The sequence below is a fragment of the Chryseobacterium ginsenosidimutans genome (assembly GCF_024807225.1).
Classification (GTDB): domain Bacteria; phylum Bacteroidota; class Bacteroidia; order Flavobacteriales; family Weeksellaceae; genus Chryseobacterium; species Chryseobacterium ginsenosidimutans.
Window position 1 is genome coordinate 3,481,660 of sequence record NZ_JANUCO010000001.1, and the last position, 19,943, is coordinate 3,501,602.

Here is a 19,943-nt window from a genome sequence, read left to right on the forward strand (position 1 = left end):
ATCGTATCATCTATAAATTTTATGATGCTTGAGTTAGGATCGTTAAGAAAAACGGTGAATAGAGAATTTTGTAAATACAGAACGTATATATCAAACTGTTTCACAGGCACATAAAACCTATCGAAAGGTTATTTTCGCCTATTTATTTCATCAAAAAAAATTCTGATTAGCTTTTTTAAAGTAATTCTATTTACCTCCACTTTGATAGTCGCATTCGATTCTTACATCTCTGAGTCCCAAAACTTGACCACCACCCCAAATATCCTGATTGTTTCGTCCGGCATCTAAGTAGCATGTCATTAAAAGCCTGTCGTCATTTGTATCAAACACCTTGCATTCTATAGACTTATCGATTTCCCGAAGATCTGCTTTGTACCACAAGTACAGGTAATCCCCAAAACTGTAATGATCGGTAACGGTGTCTCCCGCTCTGTATTTATCAGCCCAGTTACCCGAACCTCCTTCTAATCTGTATTGAATGGGTGCTTCAGTTTTATTAACAAATTTAATACTTGTGTTTACGATATCTATTTGCTGATCAGAAGTTTGCTTGTATAATTGAAAGTAAAACCAATTATCCTTCACTGTTCCAAATTCGAATCCCTCCGGAATCGCAGGCAGATTGTTTCCGAAAATCCTAGTAGATACGTCAGTGTCTGAATCGATCCTGTAAGACACATGATAGTATTCGTATTTCTCTAATTTTTCCATTTCGAATTTTTTAGCTTTAATGGTGTAAGGTGCATTTCCCAAAAAGTATTGTTTTTTGTCATAACCGTTGGTATTGCCCATTTCGATCACTTGATCTTCTGCATCCTGTTGGCTCACAACTATAGGAAATTTAAAATGTCTATCATTACGTGTAATGTATTGAACATATCCGTTTTCCAAAGTTGCCAAACTATTGGCAAGGATGACCATTTCTTTATTTGTCAAGACGTCTTCCTTATGTTTTAAAGAATCTATCAAATCCGAAAATTGACTTTGTGTCGGATATTTTTCTGTTTCAAAATAGGTTTTCAGCTCTTCTCTTGTGGTTAATTTATTTTCCATACTATTTTACTATTCTTTATTGCCTATGCTTTTGGCATAATGATTTTTGGTGATAATTAGATTTATGCTTAAAGTTCAAAATTCATCTTTTTTTTGTTCCTGTAAAAGTTTTTGAACCTCTCTATTCTGTAGTTGCAGCAAGCATTATGTTTAAGAATCGGATGATTATTGTTTGATTTCAAAGTTCAAAATTCATCTTTTTTTCATTCTTATAAAAGTTTTTGGATCTCTCTATTCTGTAGTTGCAGCAAGCATTATTTTTTAAGAATCAAATGATTTATTGCTTGATTTTAAAGTTCAAAATTCAAGTTTTTTTTGTTCTTTTAAAAGTTTTTTGACTCCACTATTCTGTAGTTGCAATAAGAATTATTTTTTAGGATTGAATGTTTTTAGAAAAGAGGAAATCCCAATATTCTTACGCTGTCGGATCCTGGAAGAATAAACAAAGAAAAAGGCTCAGATTATAAAATCCAAGCCTTATTTTTTTAATTTATATCTCTAAAAAGATAGTTTCTTCCTCGCAGAACTGATTATTAATTCATTTTAAAGAAGAAAAAAGCCACCGCTGCCCATTCTTTTTTTACTCCTTTAGCATAGCCGATAGTACCATGACTGCTACCTTCTACTGTTCCATCGTCTTTAATGTAACCAATGGTTGAGTGGCTGCTGTTTTCTACCGTACCGTTACTTTTTACATAACCCACGGTAGAATGGCTTTTGTTTTCTATCGTACCATCACTTTTGATATAACCAATGGTGCTGTGACTTTTATTTTCAATAGTACCGTCATTTTTGATATAACCCACTGTGGAATGGCTGCTGTTTTCTACGGTACCATCACTTTTGATATACCCCGCCGTACTGTGACTTCCCGATTCTATCGTTTGTGCACTTACAATGGAAAGATTGAATAGAAGGATACAAATGAATAGTGTTTTTTTCATGGTTTAAGATTTTAATGGTTTGTTTTATTTATCCAAATATTGATTAAAATTTTATGTTTGCATATCTTGGTATGCTAATCTAAAGATAACGAGTTTTATTTCAATAAAAAAGGCGAAATTTCTGAATGAAATTTCGCCTTTTTAAATAGTTAAAATTTATCTTTATAATGATTATAAAATTCTAATTGATCTATTAAAACCTCATTAATCTCTGTCCAACCATGTTTTTCAGACAAATCAATGGCAGCTTTCCAAGCATTCATATTAGGTTTCTCCAAAATTTACGCCACTCCAATATCCTGCACTTACTAAAGCATCCCATGCCATAATAGGATCTTTTAATTCTTCGTCTATTATCTTGGCAGCTTCTATATGAGCGTCTCCATTGTATGAACTTTTATTTTTTTTAATAATTTCTAAAACCTTAAATAATGGATGTTCTTTGATATTATTTGAATATTCCCATTCTAAATCTGGATTTGTATCAAAAAAAGAGATTATACCATCTAATTCAAAACTTGTTGATGTTGCATGAGGTAAAATATCAAAAGCATATTCTACAGGATCAAAACCATTAGGTTGAATAACGCTTTGAAAATTATATCTTTCAAACTCTACAACATTTTTATAATTTGTTTTTGAATAAGCTCTTTGGGCTAAAGCATTATAAGCTCTCGTGTTCCAGATGCCATAATCTTTTATTTCAAAGTCTGAAAGATATGATTTATCATCCATCATTGACTGCATTAGTTTAGCATATTCTTTCTGTTGGGGAGTATCGTAATAATGATTCCAAAAGTCTAAATATACTTTGGTGTAAAACTCCGAAGGATTTTCCAGATATTTCAATTTATTTTCATCATCCAAATACTCTTTTAAAAATATCAATGAGTCTAAACTATCCGTATATTCTCTAAACGGTAATGAAAGTTCCTCAAGTAATCGCCAGTTTTTTTTAATTTCCTCATTTACAATATCAATATCTTTTAAAAGTGGAAGCAATGACATTGCAATAAAAGAAGTCAGATTAGGCGAAATCGTCCTAAAATCAGCAATACCTTTTGTTATCACTGGAGAATCTGATAAATTTTTATTAGGCATTAATCTGATAGCAAAATTATTGTAATCATCAAATGCAAAAGGAACAACAGACCAAAAACCAGATCGGAATATATTGAAACATTTTTCAATTTCCTCTTCATCATCAAATTGAAAACCTAGAATAATATCTATTTCCTCATCTTTATACAATTCTTTTAAGTCTTGATGTATTTTATTTAGTTTCATAATTCAATTGGTTTTACAATGTGATTTCTCCATATTTGTCCTGCTATTATTTTCAAATGCTCTATTGCTTGTGGGTGTTCAGATTTGTCTCCGTCATCATCACTTTTACTAAGTGCTGTAGCTACAGTCTCAATCCCCGACAATAAAGCTCCTTGATAACTTTTATTCACGGTCATGTTAATCTGTTCTAAAATTTTATTTTTTTGCCTAAGTAATTGCGATTTTGGCATTTCTTTACCAGCGAATTTATTAAATAATTTTTGAATTTGATCAGCAATATCATCGGAAATTATATTTAGTACTCCTGCGTTGTTACCTGGTACTTTTATGACATAACTATCTTTATTGTTTTTTACAAAATCCTCGACATTAATATTTTTATGTTGTAAAAACAAATAAACATCTTTAATAAAGTTATCCCAATGTTCTTCCCTCATTTGAGCTCTCTTAGTTTCTCTTCCTTCATCATATCCCATAAATACAAGCTCTTTATTTCTTGTAGCCTGCTTCTCAACACTATCTGTAGCATCTGCCTGTAGTTCAACACTATGAACCGCTTTATCGGAATGTATATGAGTTGTTTTATATAATAAAATTGCGGATAAATTTTTCCCATTTTTAAAATTGATTTCTATATCCGCTTCTCTTTGCAAAAGTTTATTAGCTACATCTTTAAAATCTTCATTTCCATTTAATTTTTTGCCAATATTTCCATAAAACTCTTTGACTCTTTCCATAAATTTATTTTCAGGAACATGGTGTGACTGCCTGTCTTTTCCTTTGAGTGGATGTTTTCCTACAGCAATTTCACCAAATGATTCTGCTTTGATATCAATTTTTTCTGTCTGTCCTTTTGGATTGACCTCTCCTTCAAAATGTATTGTTTTTGCATTCTCATTTTGATTATCAACAACCATTTTTAGAGATTTCATATCGTATTGCTCTTCTATTTTAGGCAGTTTTTTTCTTATTTTTTCGGCATCTTGAGTCTTCTTCGCATATTCTTTGGCAGCATTCAATCCACCTCTTAAATCTCTTTCCTTTTCTGCTGTAGTACGTTCGTCTTTTGTTTTCTTCTCCTTCTTATCTTTCTTACCAACACCAACTTTCCCAATCAATCCTTTAGCCTTGCTCTTAACAAAATTCCAGAACTTCGTAATCGCTTTCACAATACGTTCTCGTATTTTTCGAATTACACCAACCACTTTATCTGCCAATCCACTAATTCCTAACAGCGAGGCCAAAAAGCCAATCAATACAGGAATAGCTCTTCCCAATGCGTTTTCTATCGATTTGGCTACGGCACCTACATTTCCGCTGGCAATTGCTTTTATACTTTCGGTAAAGGCTTTTACCAATTCCATGATTTGTGCTGCTCGTTGGATGAAGAATTTTACGACATCTATAATCGCCATTGCTGCTTTTATAAATGCTCCTACAGGAGTCAATAATCCCATAATCCATTTGATTCCCGCTTGTATAACCTGCGTTTGGACGATATCCATAATGGCATCCATTACCGTTTCTTTTAGGTCGGCAAATTGGTCTTTTAGATGTTCCCAAAGCCCGGCAACGCCTTCTTTACGAACGACCTGCACCATTTCAAAACCTGTTTCAAGAACTTTCATTACGGGTTCTCCAATCACTTTAGCGCCAATAGATCTAATGCCTCCCCACGTTAAATCAAGCACTTGCATGGTAATGGAGAAAATTCCTTTTAACGAAAATGCATCTTCCGGTATGATGACAGAAACACCTTTTGAAGCTCCTGTAAGCCATCCGAAGAAGCCTGTTTTAAGGTGCGTCCAGATGTTGTTTCCGAAATTGGTAAATCCTTGCGAAACTCCGTCAATAAGGTTTGATAAGAAATCAATCGGATGTGTAATGATTGATAAAATCACATCTAATGCGCCCGAAAGTATATCGGTAAGCGTTTTTTTGATATTTTGAATGGTTTCCCAAACTCCTAATGTGGCGTCTTTTAAAGCGCTTAAGAATCCCTGGTTACGTTTTTTAAATTCGTCAACCATCTCATCAACTTCTTTCAGCGTATTGTTGTATTTGGTTACCAATGAGTCGATTAATGAAGATTCTTTTGCACTTATCGATTTTTCAAGTTGTTTAAATTGTCCCTGAATAGCATCGATATCCCCTTTTATCGCTTTTTTAACATCGGCAGGAAGGTTTTTGATAAATGCTGTTACCTTTTGACGCCCGGAAGTAATAGCGGTTTTAGCTCTATTCAATCGGTCGGTTACTAGTTTGGCAATGGCATCAATAGTTGCGTCTAGTTTTACTAAGAATAACTTTCGCCCTTCAGTAAAAAATACATTTACTTCGTCTGGTAATTTTCCGTTCCAGCCATCTTTTAGACGTTTACCATATCCACGAACATCGTACCAGCTTCCGTATCGTTTTTCTTTGTAGTCGTCTGTTTTTTTAGTGACATACTTTTCAAAAGCATCTTTAGCAACTTTAGCACCGGCGTCAAATAACTGGGTTACTTTGGTTTCAAGATCGTTCAGTTCGCCATCGACAGATTTTTTAGTATCAGCATAAATTTGATTCAACTGAGCTACAACGTCCTGATGTTTGCCTGTATTTTTCTCACCGGCTTTGTGTTGTTTTTGGGTTACACCATCCAGCATTTCTTTTCTGCTGTGATGCATCCCTTCCATAGTGCTGTTGGTTTTGCCTTGAGCATCTTGTTTAGAAGATTCCAGTTTTTTGCTTTCGGCAGCTTTAAATGCTCCAGGTGTATTTTCAGCATTCTCTTTAGCCGCTTTTTTAGCGTTGAGTGCATTTATAAAAGTAGGTTCGTTGGAGCTTGCCAATTGTTCATCGGTAATATTATTTTTTTCAAATTGTTGCTCAACCGCTTTGTATCCTTGGGTAATAGGTGTGCTGAGTTCAGCATCGCCTCGTTTACCGGGTACAATTGCTTTTATATTAACTTTAGAACCTATTTTCGGGTCAGGTAATGCTGTTGCTACACGTGGCTGAATTTTTGCTTCGTTTGGTTCTTGTTTAGCAACTGTTTCAATACCGCCGGTTACACTATTTTTGGATGCAACGACATCTGCTCCAGCCGATTGATTGACTTGGGCAATATTGTTGTGCGCTTCAAAATTTTCGACTTCTTTTTCATTAGTCGGCAATTTCATTTTATTGATTTTGCTGGTCAGTTTTGCTTTAAAATCTGAAGCTTTAAAAGGATTTGTTTTTTGCTGATCAAGCTTTTCTACTTGCTGACCACGTGCTTTCGATTTACGTTCTCCGCTTGGTATTGCCGCTGCTGCATTGGCTTGAGTCTCAGCTTTGTCCTTAGTCGTATGGGTACGTTTTGCTTTAGCCGTATTTTTAACCAAATCTACCGTTTGGTTGAATTGTGGGTCACTATGCGGATCGGTTGGGGTAGTTCTCACTGCAGCATCTTCTTGCTCTACAGGTAAAACCAATCCTTCGCTTGCATCTGATGTGGCAGTAGAATCTTGTACAGGCTGCACTTCATTCAAAGCAACAGGCGTTGGAATCTCCTGACTTGCAGATTCAGAATTGCTTTTAGCACTCTGAGCCATAGCTGCTTGTTCTTGTAGGGTTTTTGGCTGATAAGTTCCTGATTTAAGATTTTGATAATCATTCACTTGATCAATATTCAAAGTCGTCATATACCCCTTTTCCATCTTTTTGGTATCGGGATGATTGATGTCGCCGGTTTGCGACAGACTTTCTTGAAGTTTTCCATACATTATTTCCGCACCTTGATCGTAAACGGTTTGCGAACCATGAACCGGTGATATACTTCCGTTCTGGTTTATCTTATTGGCATTCGCGTTTGCAAATCCGGCGTTAACGACTGATTCTTCAGGTTTTTGCGTTTGCATATTAGTAGCTTCTACCATTGGCAGAGGTACAACCATCGGCTTTTTAGCCTTTTGATTTTTGCTTTGGTTCTGATGGTTTTTGTTGTCTTTTTCTACAGGTTTTGCTGCTTTCATTGACTTGGTGTTTTTAATTACATATTATTTTAAAAAGTATATAAAGCACAACTGATATTGTTGCGCTTTATACCTATACCTGTTGAAGTGAAAAATCGAACCGTGTAGGGCAGATTTTTTTTAAAGAATTTGAGTAATTAGAAGTGGTTTTTCAACTTGGCGATGAGAAACAGGTATTGCTGAGCCACTTATATTTTTTGCTTTATTGTTCTTTTTGAGTTTTCAGGTTTCAAGTTTTCATGTTCAAAATTCACACTTTCCGGGGAGAATTATCTACTTTTTAAGCGATGGATTCTGTAGTTGCAGTGAAGCGTTTTTTAAGAATCTTTTCTTACTTCTTCTTCCTCGTCAGTTTGTCTATCTGTCTTTACGCCATATCGGGTTTCAATAAAAAGGTTCACTGATTTCTCAATCCAATTCGGCAGATTTGTAGTGATCATTTTCAGGAATTTATCATAGCCATAGCCAAGTACAAATAGGATTCCTGTTGAATACCATTTGTCGTGCAATTCGGCTCTGTTCATTAAATAACTCATGGTAAAACCAACGATTACGACTATTGCCAATGTGATAAAGTGCTCCCACGGCTGTTTTTTTTCTTTGTTTTGTATTGAGACCAGTACTCTTAATAACCCTCCCGAAAATGCTATTGCAGTTCCTATTAACAGGGCTTTTATACTATCCAGATTCATCCTTATTCTTATATATTATTTATTAAAATTTTGATTTTTTTTACAACTCATTATTCTTGACACAGTATGTACATATCGTCTAAAAACCTTTTACTTTTTCGAATGTTTTCATTTTCATTTTCATAGGCTAATTCGTCGATAAGGTCACTGATGTCTTTGCCAGACTTTTGTAATTTTTCTTTTTTCTCTTTATTTTTCTTTTTCTTCTTTTTCATGGTTTCTAAAATTTATTAAACGGGCATTGTTTTTTTATCTTTTGAAATTGATTTTTGTAACAATCCAAGGTCAGACGGTTTTATTTTTTTCAGGCTCATGTTTCACTTATAACAATAGAAACCGAAAAGCAAAAACATTTTTACCCTAGTATTTTACCTATAAATTAAATGTGAGAAAGATATCAGGATGCCCTTTAATTCATCTGATGTATGGCTTAGTTATTAAGACATTGTAATAACTTTGAATCCTTTTTATCTTTTTAGAATATATAATTCGGGATCTACTTCATAAGTTTACATCAGCTCTAAAAGATTGTATCATGAGGTTGGCTTGCCATTATATCGAATATAAATACCGAACTTTGTTCTCCTATTTACAAACTAACTTTGCAGAAGAATGTTATATATCGTTCTTTCAGACAAAAATAACATTTCCGTTAATTCAGTTACGATCACTTTCATTTGTTTATCTTGATTTCGTTTTACATATTCGATAACAAAATCTTTTCTTTTCTCTACTAATTCTTTACTACGTTTCATTTTTTGGTGGTTAAAAGTTTTTAAAAAATTTTATTTTTGAATTAGACAGTTATTCATATTTCTTCCTTTTTTGCCGTTCAATTGAGTCCATAAAAACCCTAAAGGCAAAACTTTAAGCCTTTGAACAGATGTCTAATTGCGTTATTAAATTTTGGTTGTCAGAAGCCGATACCGGGTATTTTCTAATAAAAATGATACTCCAGCTTCTTTGTTCTACATTTTACTTTTTGTAAATAATTCTGTTGATGTTTATAAGGAATTGATGCTTTATAAACAATTAAACAGGAGCATTTACTTCTTGTAATTTGTTTGTAAAAGAGCGCATTACTTTATTTTCGTTTTACATTATCTTTAAAAATAATTGAGCCTGTTTCACAAATTTTATTTACCCTTTAAAATCTATTAACAGTCTTACTGATTGCTATAATTAATCGATATTTTATATGCTAAACAGTAATGTCAATCTACATTTTTTGGTTTGCCTTTTATTTTCAAAAAGAGCAAAATGGCTGCTTTATTTTTAAATCAATTAAAAAATATCCGCATTTTATTCATTAATTAAATTACTTCAACATGAACAAAACTCTTTTTTTTGTTTTAATTAGCGCCGGATAAAACAAAAAAATAAAATCTGATTACAGAACGCACTAAGTACAAAACTATTGTTTAACCTTTTGATTAAAAGAATTTTTACAACTCAAGTAAGACTTTTAAATAATAAGGGACTATTAAATTATAAATATAATTGTGTATCTTTGTGCTGTTCCATTTTAATATCGAGACAAATATACGAACAATGTTCGTTTATTTGAAATAAAAAGCGAATATTTTTCATATTTTTTCATAAATAACTATAAACATATCAAAATGAACTATTTAGAATTCAAAGAAATCAGAAAGAAGTTAAAAATGAAGCAGGCTGATATAGCAAAATCTATAGGAGTTGGAACCAGAGCTGTACAATATTGGGAAAAAGGCGAACGAAAAATACCTGAAACGACGGCCTATTTTGTAACCAATTTATTAGAGGAACAAGAAAAAAAACTAGATGATAGTGCATCTCCTGTCATTTTTGCAGATTTAAAAATCATGAATGTTCCGCTTGCGAATCAATACGCACAAGCCGGGTATCTGAACAGCTTTGCAGATGAAGAATACATCGAAAGCTTGCCGACAATACCTTTTACCGACGATGTAGAGCACCGAGGCGAATACATGTGTTTTGAAGTGAAAGGAGACAGCATGGACAACGGATCGTACGAAAGCTATCTGGAAGGCGACATTATTTTGTGCAGAAATATAAGACAAGATTACTGGATGAGTAAGCTGCATTACGACAAATGGGATTTTGTAATCGTACACAAAGAGAAAGGAATTCTGGTAAAAAGAATCATCAATCATGATGTTGAGAAAGGCATAATCACCCTTCATTCTCTAAATGAATATTATGATGATTTCGAAATTCACCTTACGGATGTTGCGAAACTTTTCAATATCATAAGTACAAGACGAAAAAACAACAGAAGATAATTAAAAAACTACTTGACTGAATAAAATCCTCAAAAAATTGAGGATTTTAATTCAGTTTTTTTAGATAATCACCATTAGGTATTACAATTATAGAAAGATGAGACACCGATGATCTGACCGTTTTTTTCTACATCATAAATTTTATATCCATTATCATTGGCAAATCTCACCCATTTGATTCCACGTTCGTTGAATCCGCTACTTGCTCCACCAATATCAAAACTATTTAAATTCGGAGGTAATGCAAGGGTATTGCCGTCCATCAAATAAATAAAACTTCCCACCTGCGGAGTAACTGTATTAAGATGTATTGTTTTCAGTAATACAGGTCCTGCTAAACAAATCTTTGCTTCCGTTGTAATAGGATCTTCAAATTTCCCAGACACACAATACGCATCGAAAGTATAAGGAGCTTTTTGAGGAACCCATCTTCCAGATGTAAACCTAACTACATTGGACCATCCTGAAACCCCGGAAGTTCCGGTAGACTTATAGGAACAATGCTTTCTTGCTCTAATGTATAAATCTTTCAAAAAAGTAAAATTCCCATTATTCATAAAAACATTTTCAATTTGAGTATAATCAAAATCTATTTTTAACTGAATAATATCTTTGAAATCAGGGTCAGTTGCTATTTGATATTCCGGAGTATCAAGGTCTGTAGGATCTACTAAATAATCCATGACTATTTGACCATTATTCTGCACCTGCACACTGTTAATTTTCGGTTCTTTACAAGAGCTACAATTCCCTATTGTAAAAGAACTTGTCTTTGTAGCATCAACTCCGCCCGCAGATAATTTTACCGTCAAATCGTAATCACCAGGAGCTTGGAGGACAGGAAGACTTACCATACTATCTGGATTTACGTTATTCATAACAGTTGAATTCCCCGATCCCTGAATCCCGTAGGATACAGTTGCAGCTGTATTTGTTACTGGCACGGAAGACGTATAATCTATCTCAAATGAAATTTTGCATTCTGCTATTGCCATTATATTATTTTTTTATTGTTATTGTTAATTTTTATGATGTGTAAGAGGTGATTTTAAGATTATTTAATCACCTCTTTACAATATATATATATGATCTGTGCTTGCAGATAAGCATTTAGTAGCTTTACCTTGTTATTATCAGATACAAGATTATGATTGTTCTTGGTATATAGATATTTCTGCAATACTGGTAGCAAATACTCCGCTATCAGCATCAACAACCGTAAGTTGAAATTTATATAATCCAATATCGAAATCTGTGATTGTAAGATCCTGTTTACTGACACCGCTAAGCGTAACTGCCGCACCAAATGTCTGAACCCATGAATAAAGAAGTGTTGATGTTCCTGAGCTCGATCCCAATCCTTTTAATATTAAAGTACCCTTAGACAAAGGGAATCTTTGAAATCCTCCTGCATCAGCTCCAATTGTAGGAGTAATACCGTCACAACACTGAACACCACCTTTGGTAAAATCAATATCAGTTATCACAACAGACGGAACAGAAGGAACTTCGTACCAATTGTTTAGAGCTACCGTTTGAGTACATCCGTCACCCCCTATATTTACCCTTATCGTTGGAATTCTTGTCGGAGTAAAATTGTAGAAAGTATAACTAATACTTCCCTTAGAATCCGGATTTAGAGTAACCCAACCGCCATTATCCCAGAAATCCCAACTGTAATCGTAGTCTGCAAAATTTTGTCCGTCTTGTCCTGAAACGGTAAAGTTTACCGTTGTTGCTGTAGAGCCGGCTTCCGGATAAATAACAGAACTAACCACTATTTTCACATTGGGTTGTGAAGTAACTTTTATACTGCAATTGGTAGGTTTTCCGTTGACAGTAAACTTAATTTCCTGACCATGTAATTGAGAACTTACTACCGCCGGATTAAAGAAATATAAACCATTGATAACTTCTACACCTCCCTCCAAATTTGTACCTACAACCGCTTCTACAACACCATTCGCAGGGAATACCGTAAATGGTATACGACCAGATTTAGCACAAACAACAGTACTTGGCAAACTCAATTTAATATCAGATTTTGGTGCACAACAGATGTAAGGAAGCGAAAAATCTGCAATAACTCTTGAGCCTCCACCAATCACTTCATAAACCATTACAAAGGTACCTCCTCGTTCTACTCCACGCTTATGTTCTAATCCTGGATGTTTTTCTAGATATTCATTGAAATATGCTTTAGACAAATCTTTATTATCTACCAATTCGGTTAAAGACAAAGCCATAATATCAAATCCCAACTGTTGCTTGTCCCTGATCTCTTTTATTTGTTGAAAAGCTGATTCGTAGGACATTCCCTGACAACCTTCTATGTTATAAAACGAATTTTTATCTATATTAAAATGTAAAGAATCATCTTGTATCTGTGTATTTGGCGTAAAGAAATTGACCGCATATCCTAAATTATCTCCAGATGATCGATTGCTCGTTTTATCAAAATTCCAGGCTTTTAAAAACTCTTCTGTAACCTCATAGTAAAAAGGAACCGCTTTATTGCTCAGAGGGCTTAATTTTTGCGATGGAGTAATTTTAATTTCCGCCTCGTCCGAATACCTGAAATTCTGTGTCTGTAGATTAAAACGATTAATTAATACTCTTACTTTTTCTGTTGCTTTTTCATCATCCAAAGCAGGCGAATTATAAAACTGATGTCTAAATGAATCTAACTGAGTATTCGAGATTAATTTCCCCAGCATGATGTGTTTAGGAAAAGACACCAAATCCGGAAAACCTTTCGTAAACGATTTAGGAAGTAGTTTTATAATTTCAGAATACGTATCCTCCAAATCTTTCACTACATCATAAGCGTACTGAAAACCTGTTGTTTGAGCAAGGCATTCTTCTAATGCATTCTTAAACGTTGCATGGTCAACATCCTGACCTCCTATTATTTCAGAGATTTTATTGATTTTCTCAAAAACAAACTCACCATAATTATTTTTTTCTAAAACAGCTGAGTACATCTCTTTTACATCAGAAGATAAAAAATGGGTATCAATTCCTTTATCTAAAATAAGTCGTTCTACAATAACCCGTTCTTGTTTTTCAGCCTTCAATATATCTTCTATAAACAAAGGATGAGGCTGAATATAATCTTTTTCAAAAATATAATTGATTCCCTGTGCTGTAGTAACTAATACTTTAAGATTTCTGATTTGCTGGATTCCATGATTGTCACAATCTACTCCTCTACAAGGTTTTACTTCTTTTTCATAATCCTCTAAATACAGCAGCAAATATTTGTCTTCTACATTGGAAAGATTATTAATGGCTTGAAAATCATAATTTGCTTCCTGAGTTGTCGCCAATTCCCAAAGTTCAATCTGATGATCGTCGTCATCATAAAATGCCGGATATTTTACTTTAAAATTATCATACATCTTAAAATGTGTATAATTTTTACTTTCTATGTTAATGGTTTTTAAGTCACTTACATATAACTCTTCACTTACCACACTTGTATTATTCAAGGTGAGTAAATCGCCGTCGGTTGTGAGTGCCGCTCCCTGAGAAAGCTGTATACTGCTCAACAACTTATTTGTATACATAAGATTGTGCTTGAGACCGCATACAATACCTACTCCTTGCAGCAGCACTCTCGACAAACGGTCCTGATCTTCAAAAAAATCTAAAAACTCATTGAACTGGGTATGTTCTATGTATTGTCCTTTACTGAATTTGCGGTATTGAGTTGATATATTACTTAATTGATTATTCATTATTGTTAATTTTTTAATGATTTATTAAGATCGTTTAATAAACTTCATAGACAGGCATACTGTCTATGAAGTTATTACACATATTTCTCCTAAAATTATTATCTTGTTACTCCTGTACAAGGATTGATTTCTAAGAAATTACCATTTGGATAACCTGAATAAATAGGTGTCGGAGCATTTGCCAGAAATATCTGAGTAAAGGCAACACCGGTATGACAATAGCCTAACGCACACTCTAGAGAGAACTTCACAAAACCATCTGGTGACAGTAAAGCGATTTGCTGCGCTTCGGTCTGGGTTATAGCAATTTCATTATATCTGCTATATCCAGTTGTAACACCTGAAGGATAATTCTTGGCATCCTGACTTTGTAATGTATTACTTAGATGAATATTTCCTTTGATGATTCCTTTTGGATCATTGTAAGGAGTTGCACCTTGAATTAAAATACCGTTTCCTTTTAAGTTGAAACTAGCATCATTACAAGTATGTCCCGGATCTATACCATCTCTATACTGAATCACAACTCTCATTCCGTTCAGACATACCACCGTCATTTGTCCTTTAATTTTTACCGGAGCGACAGCCACTGTTTTGCTACAGCCGTTTCCATTAGTTACGGTAAGCGTTGGATTAAAGACATCCTCTTGTCCTGCAACAAGATTATATTTATGTTGAACAATTCCATTGCTTGGTAAGGCAGTTAAAGATAATGGAGGTGTTCCATCTCCAAAATTGAATGTATAAGTAAGCCCTGTACTGTTATTTGGAACAGTAACATGGAAATCCACAGTAGCATCCGGATCTGATGTATCTGTACCATACGCAATATTTCCTGTAGTTACAGATACGCTTGGTTGTGCGTACACCATCAATTGTGCTTCCACAGCATCATCATTAACAGTAAAGGTGATTGCTTGTCCAAAATAAGTTGCATTCACCAAACTAGGATCAAAGAAATTCTGACCTCCGGATTGTGTAACTGCAGGTATTTGAGTACCATTTACAAATGCTTTTACCTGACCATCCAGCGGAAGGATTGTAATAGCAACCGGAGCATCGTTTTGACATATTCTGCTTTCCGGCAATGCCAAAAATACAGGATCTTTCTTAGAACAACATAAGTAAGGCAATGAGAAATCTGCAAGAACCTGGTTGTTTGTTTCTGATTCGTAAACCAAAACAAAAGTTCCTCCCGGTTTCTACACCGGCTACATGTTCTAAGCCTGATTTTCTTTCTAAAAACTCACTTAAAAGCTCGCTTACAACATCGTCTTTTTTAGGATCTTGTTTTACAACAGTAATACCATCTAATGATCCTTCTTTTGAGAATTCAGCTTGGTTTAATAGTCTTAATTTATCATCTAATTTAGAGATGTTCAGTAAAGTACTTTGTGAATCAATTTTTCGGTTGCTGATATCACTGGAAATTGACACCAATTGTTTTCTCAGATCGTCTATTGATACTGTTTTTTCTTTAATGGGTATATCTCCACCGGTTTTTTCGCCTTTCTGTAAAACCAATGCAATGACATCAAAAGCTAATCCGTATTTTGTTTTAAGATCGTTGATGTTTTGCAGTGCGGTTTTATAAGGGAGTCCTAAATGACCTTCAATTCTATAGAAATCATTGTTATCAATATTATAATTCAACGGGTTCTGAACAAAGTCTTCTACCGCCAAATTGGTTGTATGATAGCTTAAATTATAGGTTTCTCTATCGGTTTTTGTTTTTTCAAAATTCCATTGAGTCAATAATGGCTGATCTACATTATAGTAATACGGGATTGCTTTATCACCCAATCTCACATAAAGATTAGAAGGGGTAATTTCAATAGGTCCGAGATACGTTTGAAATCCGTTTAACTTCTGTACAAAACGATTGACAAGCATTATTACTTTTTCGTAATTCTCATCATCATTTGTGGTTACAGGCGAATTATAAAAATTATGACGGAAAGGCACGTATTCTCCTAATTCCAGGGTCGCTCCAACGGGACCCAACATAAGGTGTTTTGGGAATGAAGTTACACTTGGGCAACACTCCACATTCAGATGTAATATCAATCCTTTTATTTCATTGTAGGTGTCGATTAAATCTTTCATCAAATCATATCGATATTGATAATCTTCCAATCTTGCTGGTACAACAGGAAGCAACAAAGACTTCAATTTATCAAGGAGCGATTGCCCGCTAAAGCTAACAGTCACATCGAAAGTCCTTGCAATAGCACTAAACCCCTCGTTTAATTCTGCAATCGAACTAATAGCATTTCTAAATTTTGTTTTTAATTGCGGTGCGGTTGTAATACTCGGATCCAAAATAACTCTTTTCGCCTCTATTTTAGGTAAATGATCAAAGAGTTCTTCATAAGCATTGTGAGCTTTATACAGACTATCATTTGCATCACCTCTGGTCATAAGATCTGCAACAGATGCAGAATCTGCCAAAAGTACCTTAAGATTAGAAACCTGTTCTGCTCCGGTATTGTCACAATCGGCGTCTTCACATGGCGACTCTTCATTGGAGTAGCTTTCCAAATACAGAAGGATGATTTTATTTTGTAAATTAGCGATATCTTTTACTTCTTTAACATTGCTAATATCTGTTAATTGATTATATTCTTCTTGTGTAATCAACTCTAAAAGAGGAATCTGCACATCTCCGATACGGAAATGTTCGTATCTTACTGCATCAGTATAATTTCTATAATATTTGTATCTTCTGGTATTGAAACCTATGGTAACCTCTGAAGCCTTCTCTCCTTTTTGGCGCAGCGTTATTAAATCTCCGTCTGTGGTAACTCCGGCACCTTGTGTAATAACAATAGTAGTATAGTTTTCAACTATTGGTTGTTCACCTTGAGAAATTTTCCCCGTCAAAATTTTAGTTTGTAAGTCTGAATCTAATGCCGATTCAAAACCACATACTACTCCTACTCCATTCAGACGCGTTCTTGATAATCTGTCCTGATCTTCGAAATAGTCTATAAATTCGTTTAATTGCCCTTCTGTTAACGCCTGATTTACGTTAAACTTTCTATATTGGGTTGTTACATTATCTAATTTAGCATTCATTGTTTTTCAATTTTTATATGTTTGATTGTCCTAAAATTATTTTTCCGTCTAAGCCATCATTATCATCTATTGCACAGTCTAAAAGTCTTCCCGGACGATAAATATTGTTTAAATTAGTAAGAGCGATCAGTAGATCCTGAGTGCTGTTTCCTAAATTATCAAGATTGTTTTTCGCTTTATCTGAAAGATATTTTTTAAAGGCAACTTCAAATTCAGACAAGTCGTTTTGAGCGGTTTGTTTTTCACCCAATCGATCTCCAACCCAGCAAATTTTCGCTAAAATATGAGCCGGAATTTCTTGTCTGATCACGGTTTCTGCATAACGTCTGAAATCAGGATCCTGAAAACGGTACGCAAAACCAGGAAGAACAACGCTTACACGGTAAGAATAGGGATCAAAAACATCTGTTTCGCAATCTTCTTCACAAGAAGACATGAGCGCGTCAGAATATTCTACCTGAACCGTTGGAGGATTGGTTCCTGCTTCTTTAGAAAACATTTCAAAAGTATTTCCTCCAGTCATAGAATCACCACTTTCCATATCGCTGAATATTTTAAAAGTACCTTCTATAGACATGCAGCCAATGCCGCCTCCCGTGAGTTTATAATCTTTAAACGTTGGCTTTAATAATAAATGCTCAATAAGGAAAATCCCCTCTTCTGTAAAATCATATTTAAGATACCTTACCGTCTCCCTAATTCCATCTTTCAAATCATTCAGTGTAGAATAAGGATTGGTTTTTTTATGAGTAGCCATTACATTTTGTACTTCGGCATCATCCAGGATATCAAAATAGTAGTTACCTCCTGTCGAAAAACGAATTTTTATATTTCCAATTAAGTCATAATCAGGTTTACCTTCTTCTAATTTTTCTAAGGCATTTTCAAGGTCTTCCTCATCTATTTGAATCGTCTGATAAATTGCTTCATTCAAATTTTTGGTTGCAGCGTATTCAATTTGATAAGGATTTATAGACGACAAAATAATATTGTTAAGGGCATCCTTTACTTTCCAGGTGTAGGTTGCTGTACCATCACCATTGTCTGTTTTAATGATCGAGACAGGCGTTTGAGATAAATTTCTCTGGGTATAATTTTTAATTCCCAACAAACGGGCAATTCTTTTCTGCGCACCGGAAATATTATCGGTATTCCAAAGAGCTGAATCCGAAGTTAATGTGTAATCGTAACCTAATCCTCGGTCTTTACTTAATGATGTATACTCGTTTAAGAAGTTTTCTTTGTTGCTTAAAACAATTTCATCAGCGGATTTTCCGTACAATGATTTCATTAAAAAAGTATAGTCGCTGAATGTTTCCGCAAAACGAGAAAGCAAATGATCCAACAATTCATTTCGACGTTCTACACTGTTGTCTAGCTCTTCATACAATGAATCTGTAAGCTGATCATCATTATTGATCGTATAATCAGAAACCAAATCATCAAAACCTTTAATATTTTTAAGAGCCTGTGTAAAATATGTTCTCTTTAAATTACTATTTACACTTAATACTTCTTTTACTTTTTCCAGGTGTTTGAAATAACTCGCAAGGATCTGATCAAAAAACAACAAATACCCTTTTAATTGTTTTGCTAAGGCTTCTCTCTCCGGATTTTGATTTCCTATAATTCCGGAAATTCCTACGCCGTACGTATCCGGAAATTCATTTAAAATGGTTGCATAATTGGCTATATCATAAGAAGTTCCTTGTGGTAAAACCAATTCTTTATTTTGTTTCGCATCGTCTCGAAGTGCTTCTTCTTCCTTTTTAAGAGTTTCTAAATACTCCTGAACTTTTTTGTCACTGATATTTAAAGGAAGCGAACCTTTGCTGTAGCTGAACGAACTGAGTTCGCAGAGTTCCGGTTTTTTACCTTTTTCAATGCAGATCAACCAATCGTTTGTCTGTGAGATCGCGCTGTCGCAGCCTGCAATAGAAATCTCATGAATTTCTTTAACACCATCTACTTTCATGATCTCACTGATGATATCAGAAAGACGGACTTCTTTTCTAAGTTGGCTATTTTTAAGTTCTTCAGTATCAATAAAACCGTTATCTAAAAGAGGTCCTTCAAAAATTTCATCGGTAGTCAGCCCTTTTTCAAGCATCTGCTTTAATGAATAAAAATGAACCTCCGGAGACAGGTAATTATTAATTGCTCTTGTTACTTTGGCGTGCACCAGTTCTTCATCGGCTTTATTTATAAGTCCGATACGGGCACAAACAGCCACTTTTTGGGTTTCGATTGGTTTAATATCCACCAAATCTTCACAAAGACTTCTGTTATCGTGGTAGCGTTCTAATATTTTAACTCTTGTAGTGGATGTATCGCATTCAACATCTTTAATACCGTCATCTTCGGCATAATCTACATACAGATCATACAATCCTTTTACGTTAAAGTCTTTTGCCTTTTCTCCGATAGGTTCAAAATCTAATTGTCCGGTTTTGCAATCGACATATAATTTTTCATTGTTCGGAACCAACCAGCAATTACGGATGGGTCTTTGAAGGCTCGAACCAAAGCTGATATCGATAAACAATTTTCTATAATCCAGCTCCGTTAAAGGTCTTGAAGGTAAAACTTCTGTAGCCTTCAGAAACTGGGTATGAATGTCTTTGTTTTCATCTTCAGAAGCCAAGATATCCTCCATGTTCAGATTCATTCTCATCCCAAGATCTGTTATGGCATAGCTTAAAACTTCCAACGTGGTGATACCGGGATCATGAGAGTTATAATCGGTCCATAGTTTTCCTCCCAGCTCTTCTATGTATTCAATACCTGTTTTGCGTAGAAAATGAAAATCGGTTTGATCCTCGGTTTCTATTTTTTTGGGTATACTAATGTGCTTATTTTCTGACAT

At 34.5% G+C, this 19,943-nt stretch carries 13 protein-coding genes; 1 reads left to right on the forward strand and 12 read right to left on the reverse strand.

Annotated features, from left to right (window positions below; genetic code table 11):
- Nucleotides 1-186: 186 nt before the first annotated feature.
- The 7 genes from J3D55_RS16350 to J3D55_RS16380 form a co-directional block, all read right to left on the reverse strand.
- Entirely contained in the window at nucleotides 187-1,053 is an 867-nt protein-coding gene (locus J3D55_RS16350) for a hypothetical protein (RefSeq protein ID WP_259132560.1), read from the reverse strand.
- Nucleotides 1,054-1,586: 533 nt separating this feature from the next.
- Nucleotides 1,587-1,997, reverse strand: coding sequence for a 5-fold beta-flower protein (locus tag J3D55_RS16355; protein ID WP_259132561.1), 411 nt, complete (start codon nucleotides 1,995-1,997; stop codon nucleotides 1,587-1,589).
- Nucleotides 1,998-2,261: 264 nt separating this feature from the next.
- Entirely contained in the window at nucleotides 2,262-3,284 is a 1,023-nt protein-coding gene (locus J3D55_RS16360; protein WP_259132562.1) for a hypothetical protein, read from the reverse strand.
- Nucleotides 3,281-7,282: a phage tail protein gene (locus tag J3D55_RS16365; RefSeq protein ID WP_259132563.1), complete on the reverse strand. Its 4,002-nt coding sequence runs from the start codon at nucleotides 7,280-7,282 to the stop codon at nucleotides 3,281-3,283. Before J3D55_RS16365 ends, J3D55_RS16360 begins: the two co-directional genes overlap by 4 nt.
- A 317-nt stretch (nucleotides 7,283-7,599) precedes the next feature.
- A complete protein-coding gene (locus tag J3D55_RS16370) occupies nucleotides 7,600-7,974 on the reverse strand; it encodes a hypothetical protein (protein WP_259132564.1) in 375 nt (124 codons plus the stop codon).
- A gap of 50 nt (nucleotides 7,975-8,024) precedes the next feature.
- Complete coding sequence (locus tag J3D55_RS16375; protein WP_259132565.1) at nucleotides 8,025-8,189, reverse strand: hypothetical protein; 165 nt, start codon at nucleotides 8,187-8,189, stop codon at nucleotides 8,025-8,027.
- A gap of 381 nt (nucleotides 8,190-8,570) precedes the next feature.
- Nucleotides 8,571-8,729, reverse strand: a complete 159-nt coding sequence (locus J3D55_RS16380) for a hypothetical protein (protein ID WP_165602510.1) — start codon at nucleotides 8,727-8,729, stop codon at nucleotides 8,571-8,573.
- Nucleotides 8,730-9,596: 867 nt separating this feature from the next.
- Here J3D55_RS16380 and J3D55_RS16385 point away from each other — a divergent pair.
- Nucleotides 9,597-10,259, forward strand: coding sequence for a S24 family peptidase (locus J3D55_RS16385; RefSeq protein WP_259132566.1), 663 nt, complete (start codon nucleotides 9,597-9,599; stop codon nucleotides 10,257-10,259).
- A 74-nt stretch (nucleotides 10,260-10,333) separates the two neighbouring features.
- On the opposite strand, the gene J3D55_RS16390 is transcribed toward J3D55_RS16385, so the two are convergent.
- The 5 genes from J3D55_RS16390 to J3D55_RS16410 all read right to left on the reverse strand — a co-directional run bounded on the left by J3D55_RS16390 (nucleotide 10,334) and on the right by J3D55_RS16410 (nucleotide 19,943).
- A complete protein-coding gene (locus tag J3D55_RS16390; RefSeq protein ID WP_259132567.1) occupies nucleotides 10,334-11,254 on the reverse strand; it encodes a hypothetical protein in 921 nt (306 codons plus the stop codon).
- Nucleotides 11,255-11,404: 150 nt separating this feature from the next.
- Nucleotides 11,405-13,999, reverse strand: coding sequence for a PKD domain-containing protein (locus J3D55_RS16395; RefSeq protein WP_259132568.1), 2,595 nt, complete (start codon nucleotides 13,997-13,999; stop codon nucleotides 11,405-11,407).
- A 98-nt stretch (nucleotides 14,000-14,097) separates the two neighbouring features.
- Nucleotides 14,098-15,180, reverse strand: a complete 1,083-nt coding sequence (locus tag J3D55_RS16400; RefSeq protein ID WP_259132569.1) for a PKD domain-containing protein — start codon at nucleotides 15,178-15,180, stop codon at nucleotides 14,098-14,100.
- Nucleotides 15,110-17,077, reverse strand: a complete 1,968-nt coding sequence (locus tag J3D55_RS16405; protein WP_259132570.1) for a hypothetical protein — start codon at nucleotides 17,075-17,077, stop codon at nucleotides 15,110-15,112. The genes J3D55_RS16400 and J3D55_RS16405 overlap by 71 nt, the downstream gene beginning before the upstream one ends.
- 13 nt (nucleotides 17,078-17,090) lie before the next feature.
- Complete coding sequence (locus J3D55_RS16410) at nucleotides 17,091-19,943, reverse strand: contractile injection system baseplate wedge protein (protein WP_259132571.1); 2,853 nt, start codon at nucleotides 19,941-19,943, stop codon at nucleotides 17,091-17,093.

Bases quoted from the DNA above. Each gene is read 5' to 3' on its own strand.
- J3D55_RS16350 (WP_259132560.1), bottom strand. From the start codon at position 1,053: ATGGAAAATAAATTAACCACAAGAGAAGAGCTGAAAACCTATTTTGAA.
- J3D55_RS16385 (WP_259132566.1), top strand. From the start codon at position 9,597: ATGAACTATTTAGAATTCAAAGAAATCAGAAAGAAGTTAAAAATGAAG.
- J3D55_RS16365 (WP_259132563.1), bottom strand. From the start codon at position 7,282: ATGAAAGCAGCAAAACCTGTAGAAAAAGACAACAAAAACCATCAGAAC.
- J3D55_RS16375 (WP_259132565.1), bottom strand. From the start codon at position 8,189: ATGAAAAAGAAGAAAAAGAAAAATAAAGAGAAAAAAGAAAAATTACAA.
- J3D55_RS16360 (WP_259132562.1), bottom strand. From the start codon at position 3,284: ATGAAACTAAATAAAATACATCAAGACTTAAAAGAATTGTATAAAGAT.
- J3D55_RS16390 (WP_259132567.1), bottom strand. From the start codon at position 11,254: ATGGCAATAGCAGAATGCAAAATTTCATTTGAGATAGATTATACGTCT.
- J3D55_RS16405 (WP_259132570.1), bottom strand. From the start codon at position 17,077: ATGAATGCTAAATTAGATAATGTAACAACCCAATATAGAAAGTTTAAC.
- J3D55_RS16380 (WP_165602510.1), bottom strand. From the start codon at position 8,729: ATGAAACGTAGTAAAGAATTAGTAGAGAAAAGAAAAGATTTTGTTATC.
- J3D55_RS16395 (WP_259132568.1), bottom strand. From the start codon at position 13,999: ATGAATAATCAATTAAGTAATATATCAACTCAATACCGCAAATTCAGT.
- J3D55_RS16355 (WP_259132561.1), bottom strand. From the start codon at position 1,997: ATGAAAAAAACACTATTCATTTGTATCCTTCTATTCAATCTTTCCATT.
- J3D55_RS16370 (WP_259132564.1), bottom strand. From the start codon at position 7,974: ATGAATCTGGATAGTATAAAAGCCCTGTTAATAGGAACTGCAATAGCA.
- J3D55_RS16410 (WP_259132571.1), bottom strand. From the start codon at position 19,943: ATGTCAGAAAATAAGCACATTAGTATACCCAAAAAAATAGAAACCGAG.